The following is a 22,494-nucleotide window of genomic DNA, read 5'->3' as shown; positions in this document are numbered from 1 at the left end:
ACAGAATCAAATCGCATCTGTTCAGAGGCAATCATGTCTGCGTCCGTATCACCGCTCGCCCCCAAACATTATCCATCCATGCCTGTTATTCACGGCGTCCGCATCGCGACGGCTGCAGCCGGTATCAAATATAAGGGCCGCACGGATGTCATGCTGATGGTCTTTGACAAGCCTGCGGAGGCAGCCGGTGTTTTCACCCGTTCGCTCTGCCCGTCTGCACCGGTTGATTTCTGCCGCCAGAACCTGGTGCATGGCAAGGCGCGTGCGGTTGTGGTCAATTCAGGCAATGCCAATGCCTTCACAGGTCTCAAAGGTCGGGCGGCCACGCAAGCAACCGCAGAGGCTGCCGCCAAGGCTGTTGGATGCAAGACGACAGATGTGTTTCTTGCCTCCACCGGTGTGATCGGCGAGCCGCTGGATGCGTCGAAGTTCTCGGGTCTTCTGGGTGACATGGCAAAATCTGCCAGCGACGATCTCTGGACAGAAGCCGCCAAGGCCATCATGACAACCGATACTTATCCGAAAGTGGCGACCGAAACGGTGCTGCTCGGCCAGGTTCCGGTGACGATCAATGGCATTGCCAAGGGTGCGGGCATGATCGCACCTGACATGGCAACCATGCTTTCTTTTGTCGTTACCGATGCACCGATCAAGGCGGATGTCTTGCAGAGCCTGCTTTCCAAGGGCGTTGGTTCGACGTTCAATGCGGTAACAGTTGATAGTGATACATCCACTTCTGATACGCTGATGCTGTTTGCAACAGGATCGGCTGCAGAACGCGGTGCACCCGAAATTACCGATGCTTCCGACAAGCGTCTGGGTGATTTCAAAAAGGCGCTGGCGCGCGTTTTGAAGTCGCTGGCACTTCAGGTCGTGCGTGATGGCGAAGGTGCGCGCAAGATGATCGAAATTGAAGTGAGCGGTGCAAAGTCCGCCGCTTCTGCGAAGAAAATCGCGCTTTCAATTGCCAATTCACCCTTGGTCAAAACGGCGGTTGCCGGTGAAGATGCCAATTGGGGCCGTGTGGTCATGGCTGTTGGTAAAGCGGGTGAACCGGCTGATCGCGATCTGCTGGCGATCTGGTTTGGCGATATTCGCGTGGCGCATCAGGGCGAACGCGATCCGGCTTATTCGGAAGAGGCAACGTCTGCTTATATGCAGGGCGAGGATATTCTCATTCGCGTCGATCTGGGGATCGGGAAGGGCAAGGCGACCGTCTGGACCTGCGATCTGACCAAGGAATATGTGGCGATCAACGGCGACTATCGCAGCTAAGCTTGGAGAGAGTTTGAATATGTCAAATCTTGCTATCGTTCGCCAGCTGGAGGCCGTTGGCTTTCGCGCATGGCCTGCCACGTCCGTTCATTATGACGGAACGTGGGCGATACGCATGACGGCTGCACATCCTTCAAAGCGGCTCAATTCGGTTAATCCGCTTGATCCGGGTGATACGCGCGATATTCCGGCGCGTATCGAACAGGCATCGCAGCGTTTTCGCGTTTACGGACGGGTGCCGTGTTTCAGGCTTTCGCCACTCGCACCTGTCGAGCTTGAAGATTATCTTGAAGGTCTGGGATGGGAGCGTCGCGATGAAACCATCGTCATGACTTCCAATCTGGATGATATTGATCTCTCGCAGGAGCGCGATCAGATTCCGCTCAAAGATATTGGCCGCTTCGTCGAGGCTTCGCTCATCATTCACGGGCGCCCCGCTGAACTTCGTCCGGGTTTCTGCGAGCTGCTGGATGGCATTCGCCCCAACAAGGGTATGTTTATTCTCGAAGAGGACGGACGGGCGGTCTCCAATGTGCTTTGCGTGCAGGATGGTGTCATGGCGGGGCTGTTCGATGTTGGGACTTTGCCGGATGCACGCCGCGCCGGTCATGGTCGCGCTATCATCGGCGCGACGCTCAAATGGGCAAAGCAACTCGGTGCCCAAAAAGCCTGGCTTCAGATTGAGGCGGATAATGTTGCCGGACTGGCGCTTTACGAGCGCTTTGGCTTTCAGGAAGCCTATCGTTACGCTTATCGGGAGAGCAATGAGAAATGAGCGAGATAAAAGCCCGGCGCATCGTGCTGGTGGCCGCCTGCGCGCTTGTGGATGCTGATGGGCGTGTGCTTCTCGCGCAGCGCCCGCAAGGCAAGTCTCTGGCAGGTCTCTGGGAGTTTCCCGGAGGCAAGGTCGAAGCTGGTGAAACGCCGGAAGAAACGCTGATCCGTGAACTCGAAGAAGAAATTGGCGTGACGACCAAGGTGGCCTGTCTGGCGCCGCTGACCTTTGCCAGCCACACATATGATGATTTTCATCTTCTGATGCCGCTTTATGTCTGCCGTCGCTTTGAAGGTGTTGCGCAAGGGCTGGAAGGACAAGCCCTGAAATGGGTGCGTCCGAAGGATATGCGCGATTATCCGATGCCGCCAGCCGATGAGCCGCTGATCCCGTTTTTGATTGATCTGCTTTGAGCCTGTGGAAAGCTTCAAAATAGCTGACAAATCGTTGACGTTAACCTTCTGCGTTAATCGATGATTCACTCCGCTGCGGCATTGTTTAAAACAAGTGCCTCGGAGTTTATGTCATGAGTTTTGACAACAATTATTTTAGTGCAGATCATAACGAATATAAGCCGGGCCCACTCTCAAAAGCGGGCGGCAGCATTTTACGCGTTGTCTTGCTGTTTGGGTCGGCTGCGGTCGCGTTGGCGTTGATTATTGTTCCGGTTTTAGACGATCAGGCAAACAAGGTTGCATCGCAATCAGTACTGCCTGCCGGTGTCGATCGCACCATGACCGGATCAGTCAAGCGTGACACTTACGTCGCCCGCAAGGCACCCGTTCGCCCAATCTGCGTGATTGATCCAGATGGCACGCATAGTGGCGACTGCTGAAAGATTCATTCCACATTCTTTAATGCATCGGCCAGTGAAGCCTTGGCAGAGCCGGGCTTTAATGGCTTTTGCTGCGATTCATGTGGTGCCCAGCCTGACAGCCAGACTGTCGAGAAGGTTGCACGAATACGCCCATCGGGATCGCTGAACCGCTCGGCATAAATTTCTGCTGCACGCAGGAACAGTTTTTTCGAGACTGGTTTGCGCGAGCGATCGCGCAACACATTCTGCATGCCCATGGCGCGCAGATCGGCCATCAGGTTGAAAATGCTGTCATAGCGGACCGTCACATTATCCACGTCTGTTACCGGCAGCGCAAAACCTGCGCGTTGCAAAAGACCGCCGACATCACGCACATCTGCAAAAGGGAATATGCGCGGACTTGCGCCACCCGTCAGTTCAATTTCCGCCTGCAAAAGGCTTTCCCGCAATTCGCCCAATGTTCCATTGCCGCTGAGTGCAGCAAGAAACAGGCCATCCGGTTTCAACGCGCGGGCGATTTGTATCATGGCGCCCGGCGTATCATTGGTTGAATGCAGCGACAGCAGTGAAACAATCAGATCGGCACTTTGGGGTTTCAGTGGCAGGGCTTCTTCATCGGCGACAATGGCCGGAAAAGGACCGGAGAGAAAAGCTGCATCGCGTTCGATGCGTAAAATCATGTCTGCTTTGCCTGAATGAGCAAGAGCGCCTGCTGCAAGACCGTTGTGACCGGCAAGATCAATGGCAACGGAGAAGTGGCGCTCGACAGCAGCAAGCCGGTCTTCCAGATCGTCAGCCACTCTGCGCAACAAAAAGTCTGCACCCTTCACAGCATGCCTGAAAGCGCGGCGGCGGAACGCCAGCTGGAGGTCGCGATCAAAAATCGCATTTTCTGACGATTGAGCGGATGAGGGGGCTGCCATTGCGATTCCGTCTTCTCTTTCGGATATGCGTCGGTAATATGGATAAGGGCGTAGATGCATTCGAACGGGGGCGAATGCAATGGTTGATGACGACAGGTCGCATCAAAGCTTGGTGTTGAGGCTGAAAACGACGGCGTTTAACGCGGTGCGTGTTGGTTTGCGCCGTTCTGCGGATATTCTGTTTCCAGCAAGCTGTATCGGTTGCCGCATAGAGGTTTCCGAACCCGGAACGCTTTGCCCTGAGTGCTGGTCACAGCTGCGGTTTATCGAAAAGCCTTACTGCCCGGTGCTTGGCATTCCGTTTAATCATGATTTTGGCGAGAATTTCATGAGCGCGGAAGCAATCGCCAATCCGCCGCCGTTTCGGCGTCTGCGCTCTGCGGTGCTTCACAGAGGGGCTGCGCAGCGCATGGCTGTCTCGCTTAAGTTTCATGACCGCACGGATTTAGCATCATGGATGGCACGCTGGATGCAGCGTGCCGGACGGGAATTGCTGGATGAGTGCGATGTCATTTTGCCGGTGCCGTTGCACAAATGGCGTTTCTGGTCGCGGCGGTTTAACCAGTCGGCAGAGCTGGCGCGCAGCTTGGCGCAACTCAGTGGCAAGCCTTATGAACCACAGGCCATAAGGCGTATTCGTCAGACAAATCAGCAGATCGGGCTTGGTTTGAAAGAGCGAAAGCGCAATGTCGACGGTGCTTTCCGCGTGCCAAAGGAGCACGATATTCATGTGCGCGGACGGAGGGTCTTGTTGATCGATGATGTTTATACGACAGGATCAACGGCGAAAGCTGCAACACGTGCGCTCTTGCGCGGTGGCGCAAAAAGCGTGGATGTGCTGACATTCAGCCGGGTTCTACCGGATTCGTGAACGCATCAGGGGCTTCCAGATCGTTGTTTTGCCATTATATAGAGGCCAACGAATGGAGTTTTACATGACTGATGTCACCATCTATACCCGCCCTGGCTGCCCATATTGCACGCGTGCAGTCGGTCTTTTGAAGAACAAGGGCGTTGCGTTTAGCGAAATTAATGCAGGCGCTACACCTGAACTGCGTGCGGAAATGCAGCAGCGTTCGGGCCGCAATACCTTCCCGCAGATTTTTGTCGGTTCGGTGCATGTGGGCGGTTGCGATGATCTGTTTGCTCTCGATAATGCAGGCAAGCTTGATGGTCTGCTTGCGACTGGCGAACTGAATTAAGATTATGAAGGGGGAGACACTTATGAGCACTTTTCGCGCTGCTGCGGTTCAGATGCGTTCGGGCACGGATGTGGCCCGCAATGTCGAGGCGATGGAAAAACTGGTTTCCGATGCTGCGGCAAAGGGTGCTCACTATGTGCAGACCCCGGAAATGACCGGCGCGCTGATGCGTGATCGTGCAGCGCTTTTTGCAAGTCTGCGCGATGAAAAGGAAGATCTGGTCTTTAAGGCCGCGTCAGAACTTGCAAAGAAGTACGGCATTTATCTGCATATTGGTTCGACGGCGATTGCCGCCGGTGACGGCAAGATTGCCAATCGTGGCGGCATCTTTGCGCCATCGGGTGAGAAGATCGCAACCTATGACAAGGTGCATATGTTCGATGTTGATCTCGACAACGGCGAAAGCTGGCGCGAATCAGCAACCTATGAGCCGGGCAAGGAAACGGTGATTGCCGAACTGCCTTTTGCTCATGTTGGCATGGCGGTGTGCTATGATATCCGTTTTCCGCAACTGTTTCGTGCGCAGGCGCTGGCAGGCGCCAATGTGATTACCGGGCCTGCTGCATTCACGCGTCAGACCGGTGAAGCGCACTGGCATGTTTTGCAGCGTGCGCGTGCGATTGAAAATGGCGCGTTCCTGATTTCGGCTGCGCAAGGTGGTGTGCATGAGGATGGTCGCGAGACCTATGGGCATTCGCTGATCGTTTCCCCTTGGGGCAAGGTCTTGGCAGAAGCGGCGCATGATGAGCCGGGTGTCATTGTTGCCGATATTGATGTGAGCGAGAGTGCCGCCGCACGCGCCAAGGTTCCGAACCTCAAGAATGCACGTGAGTTTTCTGTGAAGGTTGTTCAAGAGAAAGAGGACGTATAATCCATGATCCGCTTTTCGCTTCATTGCGATCACGGCCATGAATTTGAAGGCTGGTTTCGTGACAATGCCGACTTCGATCGGCAGTCGGAGCGCAAACTCGTCTCTTGCCCTGTCTGCAATTCGCCTGAAATTCGAAAATCGCTGATGGCGCCTGCCGTCTCCACCAGCCGCTCAAAAGAGCAGGTGGCGATTGCCCTCGGTGAGGCGCAGAAGCAGGCGCTTGAACAAATGCGCGCGTTGAGCCGCAAGGTTCGCGAAAATGCGGATTATGTTGGCGATAAATTTGCGGAAGAAGCGCGTAAAATCCACTTTGGTGAAACCGAAGCGCGGGGCATTTACGGAGAAGCGTCCAAAGAAGACGTTCATTCTCTCATTGAAGATGGCGTCGATGTGATGCCATTGCCTGTCTTCCCGGAAGATAAAAACTGATACTTAAAGACTTTGATTGCGTGAGAGGATATGGCGCATGAAACTGATGGATTCCGCGCCTTTCTTGCTGCTTGCCACAGGCACGCTTCTGGGGCTTATTTTGCCTCTTGGAAAAATCGCCGCTGAAGCGGGGGTTCCGCCGACAATCTGGACATTTTTGTTTTCAGCCAGTGCCGGAGTTATTCTGCTTGTGGCTTTGCTTTTGAGCAAAAAGCGGGTCGGCATTTCCGGCCACAGGTTGCGCTATTACATTTGTACGGCTGCGATTTCCTATGCGGCTCCTAATCTGCTGATCCTGTCGGCGATTCCGCGACTTGGAGCCGGATTTACCGGCATCATGTACACGCTGTCGCCGGTGATCACGCTTCTGATCTCGATGGGCTTTGGCCTTCGTCGCCCCAATGCGCTCGGCATTGCAGGGATTATCGTGGGCTTTATCGGTGCCATTATGGTGGCAATGACGCGTGGCGAAATCGGCAAGCCTGCCGATCCGCTCTGGATTGGATTAGCGCTTCTCATTCCGGTGTTTCTGGCGATGGGAAATGTCTATCGCACGCTTGACTGGCCGAAAAATGCTGATCCGACGGAGCTTGCTTCAGGCAGTCATCTGGCCGCGGCTGTGATGCTGTTGATTGGTATGTTGTTGTTTAACGGCGATTTTCCGATTGAGACACTGGCGCTTGCGCCGCTCACTGCTGTGGCGCAAGGGGTTGCGGCAGCAGGCATGTTTGCTTTGTTTTTTCGCTTACAGGCGGTCGGCGGGCCGGTTTATCTCAGCCAGATCGGCTATGTGGCCGCAGCGCTTGGGCTGATTTCCGGCACGCTGTTTCTGGGCGAAAACTATCCGTTGCTCACATGGATAGGTGCTGTCGTCATCGCCTTTGGTGTGGCACTGACGACAAAAGCTCAGAAGCGTTGATTAAAGCGCGATGCGCTTTGTTTCTTTTGTACAAACATGTCGTTATCAGAAAACCGGTTCCCACTTTTCTGCGACATGTTTCATGCGGGCCGTTCCGCAAGAACCATGTAGTTCACATCGGTATCGCGTGAACGGTTCCAGCTATCGGCAAGTGGGTTATAGGTTACGCCCAGCTTGTCGATCAGATTGAGGCCCGCTTTGCAAAGAGCTGCTTCGAGTTCTTCTGGACGCACCAGCTTTTCATATTGATGCGTGCCGCGCGGAAGCCAGCGCAGCACATATTCCGCACCGATGATTGCCAGACCATAGGCTTTGAACGTGCGGTTGATGGTGGCAACAAACATCAACCCACCCGGCTTTACCATTTCGCTGGTCGCAGACATGAAAAGATCGACATCAGAGACGTGTTCGACCACTTCCATGTTGAGCACGACATCGAACTTCTCGCCCGCTTCGGCCAGAGCTTCGGCAGTGGTTGCGCGATAGTCGACTTCAACGCCGCTTTGGGCCGCGTGAATTTTTGCAACTTCAATATTGGTTTCGGATGCATCCGCACCGATGACCGTTGCACCAAGGCGCGCCATCGGTTCGCACAACAGGCCACCACCGCAGCCAATATCAAGAAAGCGCAGGCCTTCAAACGGGCGCGGACTATTGGCATCAAGCTTGAATTTTTCGCAGACCTTTTCCTTGATATAGGCAAGGCGTGTCGGATTGAATTTATGCAGTGGACGAAATTTGCCCTGCGGGTTCCACCACTCGGCGGCAATGCGCGAAAAATGCTCGATTTCAGAAGCATCAATCGTGGTGCGGGCAGTCTCGGTCATGTCAATCTCCTGCGAAGGCAATGTGCCGTTCTGCTCTCAAGGTAGCGCTTTAAAGTCAAGGATCAAATCAAATTCCTGATTCCAAAGCCTTCATTATTGTTTCACGGGAATCCCACCCTTGCGGAAGCGCGACATTTTAGCTATGTGACCCCCGGTTTGTCTGTCGCAAGAAAATAATGTTTCGGCAGGCTAAAGTGTAATTTTGCAAAAGACGGGACGTAACCTTAAATGGCGCGCATCGTGATGAAATTCGGCGGCACTTCTGTGGCTGATCTGGAACGCATCTCCAATGTGGCGCGCCACGTCAAACGTGAAGTCGATGCCGGCAACCAGGTGGCTGTTGTCGTCTCAGCCATGTCGGGCAAAACGAACGAACTGGTCAGCTGGGTGCAGAACATGCCCAAGGTTGCCGGTGGCACCTCGCCTTTTTACGATGCACGTGAATATGATGCCATTGTTGCTTCCGGCGAGCAGGTGACAAGCGGCCTTCTGGCCATTGCGTTGCAGTCCATTGGTGTTGACGCGCGTTCGTGGCAGGGCTGGCAGATTCCGATCCAGACAGACAATGCGCATGGTGCAGCCCGTATTCAAGAAATCGACGGCTCTGAAATTATCCGTCGCATGGAAATGGGACAGGTTGCCGTTGTTGCCGGTTTCCAGGGCATTGGTCCTGATAACCGCATCGCAACACTGGGCCGTGGCGGTTCGGATACGTCTGCTGTCGCGATTGCGGCTGGTGTAAAGGCCGATCGTTGCGACATCTATACCGATGTCGATGGTGTTTATACGACCGATCCACGCATTGAACCGAAGGCAAAGCGCCTTTCCCGCATTACATTTGAAGAAATGCTGGAAATGGCTTCGCTGGGTGCCAAGGTTCTTCAGGTGCGCTCGGTTGAGCTTGCCATGGTACATAAAGTTCGCACCTTCGTGCGCTCCAGTTTTACGGACCCCAATGCACCGGGCATGGATGATCCGATCAACCCGCCCGGAACGCTCATTTGCGACGAGGAAGAAATCGTGGAACAGCAGGTCGTCACAGGTATCGCTTATGCGAAGGATGAAGCTCAGATTTCGCTCCGGCGTGTGGCCGACCGGCCCGGTATCTCGGCAGCGATTTTTGGGCCTCTCGCCGAAGAGCACATCAATGTCGATATGATCGTACAGAATGTGTCGGAAGACGGTTCGAAAACCGATATGACGTTTACGATTCCGACCGGCGATATTGATAAGGCACTGCGCGTTCTTGATAAAGTGAAGGCAGAAATCGGCTCGGATCATATCCAGTCGGAAACCGGTCTTGCCAAGATTTCGGTAATCGGTATCGGTATGCGCAGCCATGCCGGTGTTGCAGCGACTGCTTTTAAGGCCCTGGCTGAAAAGGGCATCAATATCCGCGCGATCACCACGTCTGAGATCAAAATCTCGATCCTGATTGATGGTCCTTATGCCGAACTCGCAGTCCGCACGCTGCATGGCGTCTATGGTCTTGATAAGTAATTAGCCGGCTTTATCTGGTTCGTTTTGAAACAATGCCGCTCGCTAGAAATAGCGTGCGGCATTGGCTTATTGTACGACTTCTCATATTTTCGAACGATTGGACTAGACGTAGGTGTCAAAAATGCTCACAAAGGATTCGGCGTAACGCTTCGCAGGCGGGTAATGGGAACTGGCTTTGCGTGAGGCGGGGCCTGTACCAAATGAGGAGCCTCCGACGATCATGCGTGATCTGACAACTGGTCCCCGCGTGCTGCTGAAGCGGTTGCGCGAATTGATGGCGGAATCACTTGAGCCGCAGGAACGCCTTGACCGGATCGTCCGTGAAATCGCGCAAAATATGGTCGCGGAAGTTTGCTCTTTCTATATTCTGCGCGCCGATGGCGTGCTTGAGCTTTATGCGACTGAAGGTCTTAATCCTCAATCTGTTCACCTTGCACAGCTGCGTCTGGGGCAGGGACTTGTCGGCACGATTGCCGCCAGCGCGCGCCCGTTAAACCTGACCGATGCGCAGAGCCATCCTGCCTTTGCCTATCTGCCTGAAACCGGCGAAGAAGCCTATAATTCGTTCCTTGGTGTGCCTGTGCTTCGTGCTGGCCGCACTTTGGGCGTTCTTGTTGTCCAGAATCAGACCAAGCGCGCTTATCGTGAGGATGAGGTTGAGGCACTTGAAACGACAGCAATGGTTCTGGCCGAGATTATCGCGACCGGCGATGGTCTGCGTCTTGCCCGCCCCGGTATCGAACTGGATCTTGGCCGTCCGATGAGCGTGACGGGCAATGCGCTCAATGACGGTATCGGGCTTGGTCATGTCGTGCTGCATGAGCCGCGTATCGTTGTCACCAACCTGTTTAATGAAGACAGCCAGGCTGAACTGGCCCGGCTGGAAGAAGCTGTTGGCTCATTGCGCATTTCCATCGATGATATGCTTTCGCGCCGCGATGTGGCTGTGGAAGGCGAGCATCGTGAAGTGCTCGAAGCCTATCGCATGTTTGCGCATGATCGCGGCTGGGTGCGGCGTCTGGAAGAAGCCATTCACAATGGTCTGACGGCGGAAGCCGCGGTCGAGAAGGTGCAGAGCGACACGCGTGCGCGCATGGTGCATCTGACCGATCCTTATATGCGCGAACGTCTGTCCGATTTTGATGATCTGGCAAACCGCCTGCTGCGTCAGCTGATGGGGCGCGATGTCAAGACTATCGCCGAATCACTGGCAAAGGATGCCATTATCGTTGCGCGCACCATGGGCGCTGCCGAACTGCTTGACTATCCGCGCGAGCGTTTGCGTGGCGTGGTGCTCGAAGATGGTGCCGCGACCAGCCATGTGGTGATTGTTGCGCGGGCGATGGGCATTCCCGTGGTCGGTCAGGCCAAGGGCGCTGTTTCCATGGCGGAAAACAATGATGCGGCTATCGTTGATGGTGATGAGGGCATTGTGCATCTGCGTCCACAGGCGGATGTGGAATTGGCTTATGCCGAAAAAGTCCGCTTCCGTGCGCGTCGTCAGGCGCATTATCGCGAATTGCGCGACAAGCCAGCGCTGACGCAGGATGGCGTTGAGATTTCGCTTTTGATGAATGCGGGTCTTCTGGTTGATCTGCCGCAGCTTTCGGCATCGGGCGCTGCCGGCATTGGGTTGTTCCGCACCGAGCTTCAGTTCATGGTGGCATCGACCTTCCCGCGTGCAGAACAGCAGGAACGTCTTTATCGCTCTGTGATTGAGGCTGCGGGCAGCAAGCCTGTAACCTTCCGCACACTCGATATTGGTGGTGACAAGGTTCTTCCTTATTTCCGCGCAACCGGTCAGGAAGAAAATCCAGCTCTTGGCTGGCGCGCGATCCGCCTGACGCTGGATCGTCCGGGCCTGCTGCGCACCCAGTTGCGCGCACTTCTGAAAGCGGCCGGTGGCCGTGAGCTGAAACTTATGTTGCCGATGGTGACGGAAGTGTCGGAAGTGAAGGCTGCACGCGAGATTATCGATCGTGAAGTGCGCCATCTGTCACGCTTTGCACACACGCTGCCGCTTAATCTCAAGCTTGGTGCGATGATCGAAGTGCCTGCGCTTTTGTGGCAGCTTGATGAGTTGATGTCGATTGTGGACTTTGTGTCTGTCGGTTCCAACGACCTGTTCCAGTTTCTGATGGCTGTCGATCGCGGGAACTCGCTGATTTCGGGTCGTTTTGATCAGTTGTCGCCTGCGTTCCTGCGCACATTGCGTCACATTGTTGATGCAGGCAAACGGCATGGAAAGCCGGTGACACTGTGCGGTGAAATGGCCGGACGTCCGCTGACGGCGATGGCGCTGATTGGCCTTGGTTTCCGCTCGATTTCGATGTCAGCGGCAAGTATTGGTCCGGTTAAGGCAATGCTGGGAGCGCTTGACGCGGGCAAGCTCAATGCTTTGCTTAATGAGAAGCTCGACAAGCCAAATGGTGCACATTCGCTGCGTGAGTTGCTGCTTCAGTTTGCCGAAGACAACGATATTCCGCTATAGCGTAGAAAATTGCATGAAATGTTTGGGTGTCGCGCCTTGTGCGCGGCCCTTAATACTGCTTATTCGCGCTGCTATTAAAGTTTTCAGGATATACCAATGATCGCATTGCCACAGGACCGGATGGACCAGCTTTTGAAGCGGTTCTCGATGATTGAAAGCCAGATGGCGAACAATCCGGATTCGGAAACCTATGTGAAGCTTGCTTCAGAATATTCCGAGCTTCAGGAGGTCGTCGGAAAAATCCGGGAGCTGACCGATGCGCGTAATGAAGCCCGTGATCTGACTGCTATGCGCGATGATGCCTCAACCGATGCCGAAATGCGCGCATTGGCAGTGGAAGAATTGCCAGACGTTGAAAAGCGCATTGAAGGTCTTGAACAGGAAGTCCAGATTCTGCTTCTGCCCAAAGACGCTGCCGATGAAAAGAATGCGATCCTTGAAATCCGTGCCGGTACGGGTGGACTTGAAGCGGCGCTGTTTGCTGGCGACCTCTTTCGCATGTATGAGCGTTTTGCTTCCGAAAAAGGCTGGCGCGTTGAGCTTGTTTCGTCAAGCGAGGGCGATGCCGGTGGTTACAAGGAAATTATTGCCACTGTTTCGGGCAAGGGCGTGTTTTCCAAGCTGAAGTTCGAATCCGGTGTGCACCGCGTGCAACGTGTGCCGGAAACCGAAGCGGGTGGGCGTATCCATACGTCTGCGGCAACGGTTGCCGTGCTTCCAGAAGCCGAAGACATTGATATCGAAATTCGCAACGAAGATATCCGCATTGATACAATGCGCGCTTCGGGTGCGGGTGGTCAGCACGTCAACACGACTGACTCGGCAGTGCGCATCACGCATATTCCAACAGGCATCATGGTGGTGCAGGCCGAAAAATCGCAGCACCAGAACCGCGCCCGTGCCATGCAGATCCTGCGCGCGCGTCTTTATGATATGGAGCGGCAAAAGGCTGAGTCAGAACGCTCAGAATCACGCCGCAGCCAGGTGGGGTCGGGCGACCGTTCCGAGCGTATCCGCACCTATAACTTCCCACAGGGGCGCGTGACCGATCATCGCATCAACCTCACGCTTTATAAGCTTGACCGGGTGATGATGGGGGAACTTGATGAACTGGTCGACGCGCTGATTTCAGACCATCAGACGGCGCTGTTGATGGAAATGGGCGAAAACGCGTGAGTGGTGAACGTCTTGATCATCTGATGGCGCAAGCCCGCGCACGATTGCGGGGTGCGGGTGTTAATACGCCTGATCTTGATGCGCAGTTGCTGCTTGAATGGACAACCGGCGCGACACGGCTTGATATGATTGTGTCACCGGAAAAGATGATGGATGAGGAACAGGTCGCGAAATTAAACGATGCGCTTGAGCGCCGCGCCGAAGGGGAGCCTGTGCACCGCATTATCGGTATGCGTGAGTTCTATGGTTTGCCGTTCAGGCTTTCGCCCGAAACACTCGAACCACGCCCGGATACGGAGGCGCTTGTCGAGCTTGTTTCGCCCTATATTGAAAAGCTGATTGCGCTATATGGTCGGGCGCTGATGCTTGATATGGGGACAGGAACGGGCGCAATTGCGATTTCACTCCTGCATAAATTTGAGAAGCTCAATGCGATCGGGCTTGATGTGGCTGATGGTGCGCTGGCCATGGCGCGGATCAATGCGGCAGCCAATGGGGTGAGTGAGAGATTTGCGGCATTGAAAAGCGACTGGTTTGCGAATGTCAGCGGAAAGTTTCATCTCATTGTTTCAAACCCGCCCTATATTCCGCATGAAGAGATTGCTGCTCTCTCAGCTGATGTGCGCGAGCATGATCCGATGGCAGCCCTTGATGGTGGGGCGGACGGGCTTGATTTCTATCGCGCCCTTGCACTTGAGGCTCGTGCATACCTACATAAAGGTGGTATTGTTGCCGTCGAAATTGGCGTGGGCCAGTTTGACGATGTCGGCGCCATTTTTGAAAGCGCCAATTTCCATTTGATCAATTCTGCAAGCGATTTGGGTGGCCACAGAAGGGCCATGGTTTTCATGCATGAAGACATTATGCCAAGGCGCTAAGATGCTGACGCGTCATGCCTTGAAACTGTTCAATCGCCACACAGGCTTAACCAAGTATCCACGAAACATGATTACCGGTATTTGGAATTGCAAGTGTTTGATGTGTCATAAGTAAAAAAACACGCGACGACCTCAAAAAAGCGCTTGGAATTTGCGGCGAAGCCGGTTAGTTTCCAGCCACCGTATACAGCCAGAATGGTTTTGCCCGCTTGAGGGCGGTGGCGGAAATACTCCATGACGAATTAGGGTCATGCTCCTATGAGGTTTTTCTCAAGGGATGGTTTGTACGGAAATGCTCGACTTTCAAAAATAGTTCCGAAGGGTTTTCTTTTCGGGAGGTCTTGCAAATACCAAGCCAAAAAGTTCGCGTTGTCCTTTGTGGACGGTGCGGAACTCTGAACAATTCGATGTGTGGGAAGTTTTAGGGTGTGCTTCCTCCATGGCTCGATAATGCGAAGCCGGTGGCTTTAAGCCGCGGGAATTTGACGCCCTTTAATCTGAAAAGAGAAGACGATGAGGCCAGCACAGCAGAACAGGCGCATGCGCGGACGGGGAAATAACAATAATAACAACAACAACAACCGCAAGGGCCCCAATCCTCTGTCGCGTAATTATGAAAGCAATGGACCGGATGTAAAAATCCGCGGCAATGCTCAACATATTGCAGAAAAATATACGACTTTGGCCCGTGACGCACAGGCGTCCGGTGATCGGGTCATGGCTGAAAATTACCTTCAGCACGCAGAACATTACAATCGCATCATCATGGCTGCCATGGCGCAGCAGAACATTCCGTATCAGCGCGAAGAAAACTTCGACAATGACGGTGGTGATGAAGATGAAAGCGGCTATGCCCCAGCAGCGCCAGCGCCACAGCCAGTCAATGGTTCCGGGCCGCAGCCGGTGATTGAAGGCACGCCAGCTGAAGTTGTTTATGGTGAAGAGAGCAGCGAAGGCCGCGCGGACAACCGCCCTGACAATCGTTCGCAGCCCCGTGATGGTCGCGATGGACGGGATCAGCGCCGTCTCGGTCGCGGTCGCCGCCCTCAGCGCGAACGCTTCAATGCAGGCGAAACTTCCGAACAGCCTGTCATCGAGGCCGCTGTTGCGGCGCTAGCCGATGAACAGCCAGCTCCGACGCCTGTTGTTGAGCCGGTTGCTGAAAAGCCCGCCGCTCAAAAGCCAGTGCGTGCTGAACGGCCTGCCAAAGTTGCGGAAGAAGTAGCACCGGCTGTTGAAAAGTCGGCGCCTGCGGTTGAAGCAGCGGTTGAGGCTTCGGTTAAAGAAGAAGCGCCAGCCCGCGTCACGCGGCGCCCCGGTCGCCCGCGTCGTGTTCCCAAGGATGAAGTTGCTGAACCTGCGGATTCCGATGCGTAATTGCTGAACTCGCAAGACGATAGATTTTAAAAAATGGCGCGGTTTTCCGCGCCATTTTTATTTGCATTTTAAGGCGCTTTCCGGGCTTGCCGAAATCGTTCCATACTCCCATATTCCTTCTTGGATAAGGAGCCAGCTGATAAGGGGGCTCCGTCACCAGAAGTCTTCCGATGCCGATACGGGTCGGAGGGAAAAGGAGACATTATGAATATTGAGAAATATACCGAACGGGTTCGGGGCTTTATCCAGTCTGCCCAGACATTTGCCCTTTCTTCCAGCAATCAGCAGTTTACACCTGAGCATCTTCTCAAAGTCCTCGTTGATGACGATGAAGGGCTGGTCGCGTCGCTGATTGAGCGTGCTGGCGGTCGTATCGCCGATGTGCGCATGGGCTTGCAGACAGCACTCGAAAAATTGCCGAAAGTAAGCGGTGGTAATGATCAGCTTTATCTTGCGCAACCATTGGCGAAGGTTTTCACCCTTGCCGAAGAGCTTGCGACCAAGGCGGGTGACAGCTTTGTCACGGTTGAACGCCTGTTGACTGCGCTTGCTATTGAGAAGTCTGCAAAAACGTCTGAAATTCTTGCTGCTGCCGGTGTGACACCGACCGCGCTCAACAAGGTTATTAATGATATGCGTAAAGGCCGCACAGCCGATTCTGCTTCCGCTGAAAGCAATTACGATGCGTTGAAGAAATATGCGCGCGATCTGACGGAAGATGCGCGTGCAGGCAAGCTTGATCCGGTTATCGGCCGCGATGAAGAAATTCGCCGCACGATTCAGGTACTGTCGCGCCGCACCAAGAACAATCCGGTGCTGATCGGTGAGCCAGGCGTTGGTAAGACAGCGATTGCCGAGGGCCTGGCGCTGCGCATTGTGAATGGCGATGTGCCAGAATCGCTCAAAGACAAGCAACTGATGGCGCTCGATATGGGTGCGCTGATTGCCGGTGCGAAATATCGCGGTGAATTTGAAGAGCGTCTGAAGGCTGTGCTTTCGGAGGTGCAGACGGCTGCCGGTGAGATCATTCTTTTCATCGATGAAATGCATACGCTGGTTGGTGCCGGAAAGTCCGATGGTGCGATGGATGCATCCAATCTGCTCAAGCCCGCATTGGCGCGCGGTGAGTTGCACTGTGTGGGTGCGACCACGCTTGAGGAATATCGCAAATATGTTGAAAAGGACGCAGCACTTGCGCGTCGTTTCCAGCCGGTATTTGTCGATGAGCCGACAGTTGAGGACACGATTTCGATCCTTCGTGGTTTGAAGGAGAAATATGAGCAGCACCATAAGGTCCGTGTTTCTGACTCGGCACTTGTTGCGGCTGCAACGCTTTCAAACCGTTATATCACCGACCGTTTCCTGCCGGATAAGGCAATTGACCTTGTCGATGAAGCCGCATCGCGTCTGCGTATGCAGGTGGATTCAAAGCCGGAAGAACTCGACGAAATTGATCGTCGCGCCATGCAGCTCAAAATCGAGCGCGAAGCGCTGAAGGTCGAAACGGATACGGCTTCCAAAGATCGTTTACAGCGTCTTGAAAAAGAGCTGTCCGATCTGGAAGAGGAATCAGCGGAGCTGACGGCAAAGTGGCAGGCTGAAAAGCAGAAGCTTGGCCTTGCTGCTGATTTGAAGCGTCAGTTGGAAGAAGCACGCAATGCTTTGGCGATTGCACAGCGCAGCGGTGAATTCCAGAAGGCTGGCGAGCTGGCTTATGGAACAATCCCTCAGCTTGAGAAGCAGCTTGCCGATTCTGAAAGCATCGAAAATAAGGGCTCCCTCCTTGAGGAAACCGTAACACCTGAACATGTTGCGCAGGTTGTTGGGCGCTGGACCGGCATTCCGGTTGAGCGGATGCTGGAAGGTGAACGCGAAAAGCTTTTGCGTATGGAAGACGAACTCGCAAAGCGGGTCGTTGGACAGGGCGAGGCTGTTCAGGCTGTTTCCAAGGCCGTCCGTCGTGCGCGCGCAGGCCTTCAGGATCCAAACAGGCCAATCGGCTCGTTCATCTTCCTTGGACCAACGGGTGTGGGCAAGACCGAGCTGACCAAGGCGCTGGCTTCGTTCCTGTTTCAGGACGACACGGCAATGGTGCGCATTGATATGTCGGAATTCATGGAGAAGCACTCCGTAAGCCGACTGATCGGTGCCCCTCCCGGCTATGTCGGCTATGAGGAAGGCGGCGTTCTGACGGAAGCTGTACGGCGCAGACCCTATCAGGTGATCCTGTTCGACGAGATCGAAAAGGCGCACCCGGATGTGTTCAACGTGTTGCTTCAGGTTCTCGATGATGGTCGTCTGACCGATGGTCAGGGCCGCACGGTCGATTTCCGCAATACTGTCATTATCATGACCTCGAACCTTGGCGCTGAATATCTCGTCAATCTTGGCGAGAACGATGATGTTGAAACTGTGCGTGATGAGGTGATGGGTGTTGTAAGGGCGTCGTTCCGTCCAGAGTTCCTCAACCGCGTCGATGAAATTATCCTGTTCCACAGGCTGCGTCGTGACGATATGGGATCGATTGTCGATATCCAGCTCAAGCGTTTGCAGGCTCTGTTGCATGATCGCAAGATTACTTTGGAACTCGAAGATGATGCGCGCGAGTGGTTGGCAAACAAAGGATACGATCCGGCTTATGGTGCGCGTCCGTTGAAGCGGGTTATTCAGAAAGAAGTTCAGGACCCGTTGGCCGAACGAATTCTGGTTGGCGATATTCTTGACGGTTCGATCGTCAAGATTTTGCCTGGCTCGGACCGACTCAACTTTCGTCCTATCCGTGTGATGGGTGAAGGTGAACCGGTGCAGGAAGACGAAAAGGCCTAAGTCTTAAACTATGTCGCAAACGGCGCCGCACTCGTTTGAGTGCGGCGCTTTTTTCTTTTTGAACAGGATGTTCAGGCCATCTTCATGTCCAGTTCATCTGGCATTTGCTGTTATTGGGTAATTAATTGTTAACCATATAGTTGCATTCCTTGTCTCAAGGTAATTCAGGGTTTCTTGTATGTCGCATCTCTTACGCATGCTTCGCTTCGGATTGTTCGGGTTTGCAAGTATTTTTACCGGCATTCTTGCTGTAGGCGGTTCAGCCTTTGCGCAAACAAGTGATGCGGCAATTCATGTTTCGCAGCCAACGCAGCTCGCGCAGCTCTTTGATTGGGGGCACGATCGCGGACGCGACAGGGGCGTGCGCGTTTATACTGATGAATATGGTCGGCAGGTAACGGTTGATCGTCGCGGACGTGTTTTGCATATCGAAGACCCGCGCGATTCCGGGCGCTATGCAAGTGGTCGCCAACAGAATGAGGGCTGGTCCGATGGTCCTGTGGGCGGTGGCGCGCCCTATGACGGCTTTGGCAATGTGCCTGAAGATCCGAATTATTATCCAGAAGCGCCCGCCGCGCCCGGTTATGATTATAACCGGGACGGTCAGGTCCAGCGCTCGGAATTGCCGCCGGCAGGCACCGAATATCCGGACACCGAATCGCCAACAGCCAGCATCAATCGCGATCCCGGTTATCAACAGCCAGGGACGCAGCCGCAGGCTGTTCCGCATGTCGATGATATGACGCCAGCCATCGAAATGCCGAAAGGGCAGGGCGCAAAGCAGAAGATTGCGGCCTATCAGGTGTTGCTTGATCGCGCAGGTGCATCCCCCGGTGTGATTGATGGTCGCTCTGGCAGCAATGTGGACAAGGCTGCCGCCGCCTATAGCGAAATGACGGGTAAATTTCTCAATCCGAGTGATGAGGCTGCAATCAATGCCGAGCTTGAAGCCACCGGCGGCCCGGCTTTCACCGACTATACGATTACCAACGAAGATGTTGGCCGCCAGTATGTTGCATCCATTCCCGATGATTATGCCCATAAAGCACAGCTTCCGGCGATGGCCTATACATCCGTGACTGAAATGCTCGGTGAGAAGTTTCACATTGATGAAGCCTATCTCAAGGAGATCAATCCGGGTGTGAACTTCAATCAGCCGGGTTCTGTCGTAAAGGTTCCGAACCTTGGCAAAGCTGTTCGATCGAAGGTTGCACGAATCATTGCCGACAAGGCGCGGAAGCAAGTGCGCGGCTATGACGAGAACGGCAAACTAGTCGTTGCCTATCCGTCAACAATTGGCTCGTCTGATACGCCGTCACCATCGGGTATCGTGCAAGTCCAGCGCATCGCGATCAATCCGAACTATACATATAATCCGAAGCTTAACTTCAAGCAGGGTAACAATGACAAGGTTCTGACCATTCCGCCGGGTCCAAACGGTCCGGTCGGCACAGTGTGGATTGCACTGTCAAAGCCAACATATGGTATTCACGGAACGCCTGAACCCTCGCGCATCGGCAAAACATCCAGCCATGGCTGTGTGCGTTTGACCAATTGGGATGCGGAAGAGCTGGCGAAGCTTGTGAAACCGGGCGTAACGGTTGAATTCACCGATTAGAGCGCATTTTGCTTCTGATTGGATCAGATCGGCGCTCTAATCCTTTGTTCTAACGCGCATCTTTTCCAAAAACCGTGTGACAGGCAACGAAAGCATATTCATAACAATATGCTTTCGTTTTGCGTTTTTAAGCTCGCTTGTTTGAAGAATCAGCTCTTTGCCGAACCGCTGGATGCAAGTTTGGTGCCTGCATCATCTGTATTTAACAGTGTATCGATACGATCGCGCTCTTGCTTAAAGGCTTCCAGTTCCGGTCCTTTAAGCGCTTTATTATCTGGCAAACGAATACGAAGCGGGTCAACCTTGGTTCCATTAACGATCAGCTCGTAATGAAGGTGTGGACCGGTTGAAAGGCCGGTTGAGCCAACATAGCCAATCACTTGTCCCTGACGCACACGCTGACCGGCGCTTATGCCACGTGCAATTGCATTTTGATGGCTGTAGCTGCTGACATAACCATTGGCGTGACGAATCAAAGTCTGGTTGCCATAGCCATTCGTCCATCCAGCCTTTTCAACAACACCATTGCCCGAAGCAATAATCGGCGTGCCGCGTGGTGCTGCCCAATCAACACCGGTATGCATGCGGCTGTAGCCAAGAATCGGATGTCGGCGCATTCCAAAAGGAGAGCGGAATACGCCATTGGGCACCGGATTGCGCAATAGGAACTGTTTGGCACTCTTGCCGTCTTCATTGAAGTAATCGATGCTGCCATCGGGTGCCTGATAGCGGTAGAACTTTCGCGTCGTTCCGCTGAAGGTCGCTGCGACGAAAAGAAGATGGGAATCACCGTCTGGTTTTTCCGGGTCGTCCGGCAAGGAGAAAAAAGCATCGATTTTGTCGTTCGGCGAAAGGCGAGCCTGAAGATCGACATCGCTCGCCAGCATTTTGACGAGGTTTTCGCGCATGGTTTCGGTCATACCATAGGCAAGGGCTGCGCGGCTGATACCATCATATGCACTTGGCAGATTGCCGCGGATGGCGGTTGGCGGCGCATCGCCATCGAACGCAGACGCGAGCAGCGGTGTTTCTTCTGGCTGATCGGACGGCACATATTGCATACGATCATTCAGCGACACCGTCACCAGATGTGTGGTTCGATGATAAACACTCGCTCTGACAACGCGGTCTTCGCCATTTTGTGTTTCGGTCCCGATACGCAGGACGCTACCTTCTTTAAGGCGCGGCGAATTGAGCAGTTTGATAAGCGCATCCGCCATATGAGAGACGTCTTCTCCCGTGTAACCCGCATCTTGCAGCGCCTGTTTGATGTCCATCGTCCGGCGGAAAGGAATCAGTTCTTCCGAGAAACCGTCGGCGGCTTCTTCATCATCGGCACGCAGCGCAACGCTGACATTTTCCTGGGTGATTTTTACACCGAGAGCGGGGCTAAGCGCAAAAGACGAATCGGTTCCACCGAAACGCGCCGGGTCCACATAGTGTAAAGAGGCAACCTGGACATCACCGTCGGTTAGCAGCGCGCCGGTGTCGCGGACGACTTTTTCAACTTCATCAACAGTCAGATCATTGGATGCGTCGAAAGTCGTGCTGTTGAGTGGAAAATCGGCAACTTGCAGGCTGACTTCACTTTCAACTTTTGCACCGTAAATCTGCCCGGTATCGGTAGGTTGCGGTGCCGCCGGACCTTCCGAGAAAATAGACATCGCATCAAATGCCGGGTACTTGCGACTTGTTGGATGGTCAACGGCCAAAGCCATATGCACCAGCTCAAAGGGTCTTGTGCGGATAACCTCGCGCTCGCCAACCTTTTGCATCGTTGAAAGGTCGAAGCGACGGCGATCTGTGGCTTTCTGCTTTGAAATCGTGCTGACGAGGCGGGCGCCTTTGGTGACGTTCGTATCATTGACGATGCCGGGCATGTCATTGCGCGCGAGAATTTCCGGTGGCGTTGCCAATTGTTCGCGGCCATCTAGGGCGGCAAACAAAGCCACACCAATGAGCATGCAAGACGTAACGCCTGTAAGAAATGTGCCTGCAAGCCAACGTGCTGAAACTTCACGCCGGTCAGGGGGGCGGCGGCGTCCGCCTACCGTCAGCGGGGGCTCGTCACCCGGATCCAGATTGTTGGGCCCCAATTCTTTCATGCTGCTTTTGTTGGCCCTTCTGCAAATCTGGCCGCACCCGAAGGTGCGTGAACATCATTTTCCAGAAAGCAGCGGGACCGCGATCTGATGTATGGTGTCTTCCCTTAATTATGGAAGTCCCTCAAACGGGATTTTGAGTTTTGCCTGCCGTAACGCCTTAAGTCAACGATAAGCGGACCAGCTTTCGTTATCCACAGCATCCAGCCAGCCGCTTTTTGATTTGCGGGAAGGCTATTTCAATAATGAGGCCGGTTTGTGACCCCATCAGGCTATCTCTTAGGGGCTTTGTTAGAGGGGTATATATAAGCGTATATCGTGAAAACCCTGCTAATTGGGGAGAATTGTCAAAAAAGTTTCAAATAAGACAGTTTTGCCGTTGACAGTTTTGTTGAGTGGGGTCTATATGGCGCCACAACGAGGGCGGCGACGCTGCTAGCGGCAGACTGGTTCGTCCCTTGAGTTGGCAGATTGAGTTTGACAGCGAT

At 54.0% G+C, this 22,494-nt stretch carries 19 protein-coding genes; 16 read left to right on the top strand and 3 right to left on the bottom strand.

The annotated features are described in order from the left end of the window. Positions 1–33 precede the first annotated feature (33 nt). The 4 genes from argJ (at position 34) to ABE530_RS12545 (ending at position 2,885) form a co-directional block, all read left to right on the top strand. A complete protein-coding gene (gene argJ / locus ABE530_RS12560; protein WP_499694726.1) occupies positions 34–1,275 on the top strand; it encodes a bifunctional glutamate N-acetyltransferase/amino-acid acetyltransferase ArgJ in 1,242 nt (413 codons plus the stop codon). A gap of 19 nt (positions 1,276–1,294) precedes the next feature. Continuing rightward, positions 1,295–2,050 (top strand): GNAT family N-acetyltransferase, encoded by a 756-nt coding sequence (locus tag ABE530_RS12555; RefSeq protein WP_265986925.1) that lies wholly within the window; start codon positions 1,295–1,297, stop codon positions 2,048–2,050. After that, the gene (locus ABE530_RS12550; RefSeq protein WP_265986923.1) at positions 2,047–2,463 is read left to right on the top strand and encodes a (deoxy)nucleoside triphosphate pyrophosphohydrolase; all 417 of its coding nucleotides are present in this window, start codon (positions 2,047–2,049) and stop codon (positions 2,461–2,463) included. The genes ABE530_RS12555 and ABE530_RS12550 overlap by 4 nt, the downstream gene beginning before the upstream one ends. A gap of 113 nt (positions 2,464–2,576) precedes the next feature. After that, positions 2,577–2,885, top strand: coding sequence for a hypothetical protein (locus tag ABE530_RS12545; protein ID WP_499694725.1), 309 nt, complete (start codon positions 2,577–2,579; stop codon positions 2,883–2,885). A gap of 5 nt (positions 2,886–2,890) precedes the next feature. Here the strand turns inward: ABE530_RS12545 and ABE530_RS12540 are convergent, their stop codons facing one another. Continuing rightward, positions 2,891–3,790, bottom strand: a complete 900-nt coding sequence (locus ABE530_RS12540) for a methyltransferase domain-containing protein (RefSeq protein WP_265986921.1) — start codon at positions 3,788–3,790, stop codon at positions 2,891–2,893. Positions 3,791–3,869: 79 nt separating this feature from the next. On the opposite strand from ABE530_RS12540, the gene ABE530_RS12535 reads away from it, so the two are divergent. The 5 genes from ABE530_RS12535 to ABE530_RS12515 all read left to right on the top strand — a co-directional run bounded on the left by ABE530_RS12535 (position 3,870) and on the right by ABE530_RS12515 (position 7,211). After that, entirely contained in the window at positions 3,870–4,661 is a 792-nt protein-coding gene (locus ABE530_RS12535) for a ComF family protein (RefSeq protein WP_499694724.1), read from the top strand. 64 nt (positions 4,662–4,725) lie between these two features. Continuing rightward, positions 4,726–4,992, top strand: a complete 267-nt coding sequence (gene grxC, locus ABE530_RS12530) for a glutaredoxin 3 (protein WP_499694723.1) — start codon at positions 4,726–4,728, stop codon at positions 4,990–4,992. Positions 4,993–5,014: 22 nt separating this feature from the next. Beyond that, complete coding sequence (locus ABE530_RS12525) at positions 5,015–5,863, top strand: carbon-nitrogen hydrolase family protein (protein WP_265986918.1); 849 nt, start codon at positions 5,015–5,017, stop codon at positions 5,861–5,863. Between the two features lie 3 nt (positions 5,864–5,866). Then, the gene (locus ABE530_RS12520) at positions 5,867–6,292 is read left to right on the top strand and encodes a DUF1178 family protein (protein WP_265986917.1); all 426 of its coding nucleotides are present in this window, start codon (positions 5,867–5,869) and stop codon (positions 6,290–6,292) included. 37 nt (positions 6,293–6,329) lie between these two features. Then, positions 6,330–7,211 carry a DMT family transporter gene (locus tag ABE530_RS12515; RefSeq protein WP_499694722.1) on the top strand — a complete coding sequence of 294 codons (882 nt, stop codon included), beginning with the start codon at positions 6,330–6,332 and terminating at the stop codon, positions 7,209–7,211. 80 nt (positions 7,212–7,291) lie between these two features. Here ABE530_RS12515 and ubiG read toward each other — a convergent pair whose 3' ends face one another. Then, on the bottom strand, positions 7,292–8,038 hold the full coding sequence (ubiG, locus tag ABE530_RS12510; protein WP_499694721.1) for a bifunctional 2-polyprenyl-6-hydroxyphenol methylase/3-demethylubiquinol 3-O-methyltransferase UbiG: 747 nt from the start codon (positions 8,036–8,038) through the stop codon (positions 7,292–7,294). A 228-nt stretch (positions 8,039–8,266) separates the two neighbouring features. On the opposite strand from ubiG, the gene ABE530_RS12505 reads away from it, so the two are divergent. The 7 genes from ABE530_RS12505 (at position 8,267) to ABE530_RS12475 (ending at position 19,904) form a co-directional block, all read left to right on the top strand. Then, positions 8,267–9,538, top strand: a complete 1,272-nt coding sequence (locus ABE530_RS12505) for an aspartate kinase (protein ID WP_265986913.1) — start codon at positions 8,267–8,269, stop codon at positions 9,536–9,538. A 220-nt stretch (positions 9,539–9,758) separates the two neighbouring features. Further along, complete coding sequence (gene ptsP, locus ABE530_RS12500) at positions 9,759–12,029, top strand: phosphoenolpyruvate--protein phosphotransferase (RefSeq protein WP_499694720.1); 2,271 nt, start codon at positions 9,759–9,761, stop codon at positions 12,027–12,029. Positions 12,030–12,125: 96 nt separating this feature from the next. Further along, positions 12,126–13,205: a peptide chain release factor 1 gene (prfA, locus tag ABE530_RS12495; protein WP_499694719.1), complete on the top strand. Its 1,080-nt coding sequence runs from the start codon at positions 12,126–12,128 to the stop codon at positions 13,203–13,205. Positions 13,206–13,228: 23 nt separating this feature from the next. After that, positions 13,229–14,083, top strand: coding sequence for a peptide chain release factor N(5)-glutamine methyltransferase (gene prmC, locus ABE530_RS12490; protein ID WP_499694801.1), 855 nt, complete (start codon positions 13,229–13,231; stop codon positions 14,081–14,083). 513 nt (positions 14,084–14,596) lie between these two features. Next, a complete protein-coding gene (locus ABE530_RS12485; RefSeq protein WP_499694718.1) occupies positions 14,597–15,460 on the top strand; it encodes a DUF4167 domain-containing protein in 864 nt (287 codons plus the stop codon). Between the two features lie 204 nt (positions 15,461–15,664). After that, on the top strand, positions 15,665–18,286 hold the full coding sequence (clpB, locus tag ABE530_RS12480) for an ATP-dependent chaperone ClpB (RefSeq protein WP_499694717.1): 2,622 nt from the start codon (positions 15,665–15,667) through the stop codon (positions 18,284–18,286). Between the two features lie 178 nt (positions 18,287–18,464). Continuing rightward, entirely contained in the window at positions 18,465–19,904 is a 1,440-nt protein-coding gene (locus ABE530_RS12475) for a L,D-transpeptidase (RefSeq protein WP_499694716.1), read from the top strand. A 149-nt stretch (positions 19,905–20,053) separates the two neighbouring features. Here ABE530_RS12475 and ABE530_RS12470 read toward each other — a convergent pair whose 3' ends face one another. Then, entirely contained in the window at positions 20,054–22,009 is a 1,956-nt protein-coding gene (locus ABE530_RS12470) for a M23 family metallopeptidase (RefSeq protein ID WP_499694715.1), read from the bottom strand. Positions 22,010–22,494: the final 485 nt, after the last annotated feature.

The sequence above is a fragment of the Brucella sp. TWI559 genome (genome assembly GCF_039674265.1).
In the GTDB taxonomy this organism is placed as follows: Bacteria; Pseudomonadota; Alphaproteobacteria; order Rhizobiales; family Rhizobiaceae; genus Brucella; species Brucella chromiisoli.
Note: the sequence above shows the minus strand (reverse complement) of the source record. Positions and strands in the feature narration are given on the sequence as shown.

Excerpts from the sequence above, each read along its gene's own strand:
- argJ (WP_499694726.1), top strand. The coding sequence starts at position 34 with ATGTCTGCGTCCGTATCACCGCTCGCCCCCAAACATTATCCATCCATG.
- ABE530_RS12555 (WP_265986925.1), top strand. The coding sequence starts at position 1,295 with ATGTCAAATCTTGCTATCGTTCGCCAGCTGGAGGCCGTTGGCTTTCGC.
- ABE530_RS12550 (WP_265986923.1), top strand. The coding sequence starts at position 2,047 with ATGAGCGAGATAAAAGCCCGGCGCATCGTGCTGGTGGCCGCCTGCGCG.
- ABE530_RS12545 (WP_499694725.1), top strand. The coding sequence starts at position 2,577 with ATGAGTTTTGACAACAATTATTTTAGTGCAGATCATAACGAATATAAG.
- ABE530_RS12540 (WP_265986921.1), bottom strand. The coding sequence starts at position 3,790 with ATGGCAGCCCCCTCATCCGCTCAATCGTCAGAAAATGCGATTTTTGAT.
- ABE530_RS12535 (WP_499694724.1), top strand. The coding sequence starts at position 3,870 with ATGGTTGATGACGACAGGTCGCATCAAAGCTTGGTGTTGAGGCTGAAA.
- grxC (WP_499694723.1), top strand. The coding sequence starts at position 4,726 with ATGACTGATGTCACCATCTATACCCGCCCTGGCTGCCCATATTGCACG.
- ABE530_RS12525 (WP_265986918.1), top strand. The coding sequence starts at position 5,015 with ATGAGCACTTTTCGCGCTGCTGCGGTTCAGATGCGTTCGGGCACGGAT.
- ABE530_RS12520 (WP_265986917.1), top strand. The coding sequence starts at position 5,867 with ATGATCCGCTTTTCGCTTCATTGCGATCACGGCCATGAATTTGAAGGC.
- ABE530_RS12515 (WP_499694722.1), top strand. The coding sequence starts at position 6,330 with ATGAAACTGATGGATTCCGCGCCTTTCTTGCTGCTTGCCACAGGCACG.
- ubiG (WP_499694721.1), bottom strand. The coding sequence starts at position 8,038 with ATGACCGAGACTGCCCGCACCACGATTGATGCTTCTGAAATCGAGCAT.
- ABE530_RS12505 (WP_265986913.1), top strand. The coding sequence starts at position 8,267 with ATGGCGCGCATCGTGATGAAATTCGGCGGCACTTCTGTGGCTGATCTG.
- ptsP (WP_499694720.1), top strand. The coding sequence starts at position 9,759 with ATGCGTGATCTGACAACTGGTCCCCGCGTGCTGCTGAAGCGGTTGCGC.
- prfA (WP_499694719.1), top strand. The coding sequence starts at position 12,126 with ATGATCGCATTGCCACAGGACCGGATGGACCAGCTTTTGAAGCGGTTC.
- prmC (WP_499694801.1), top strand. The coding sequence starts at position 13,229 with ATGGCGCAAGCCCGCGCACGATTGCGGGGTGCGGGTGTTAATACGCCT.
- ABE530_RS12485 (WP_499694718.1), top strand. The coding sequence starts at position 14,597 with ATGAGGCCAGCACAGCAGAACAGGCGCATGCGCGGACGGGGAAATAAC.
- clpB (WP_499694717.1), top strand. The coding sequence starts at position 15,665 with ATGAATATTGAGAAATATACCGAACGGGTTCGGGGCTTTATCCAGTCT.
- ABE530_RS12475 (WP_499694716.1), top strand. The coding sequence starts at position 18,465 with ATGTCGCATCTCTTACGCATGCTTCGCTTCGGATTGTTCGGGTTTGCA.
- ABE530_RS12470 (WP_499694715.1), bottom strand. The coding sequence starts at position 22,009 with ATGAAAGAATTGGGGCCCAACAATCTGGATCCGGGTGACGAGCCCCCG.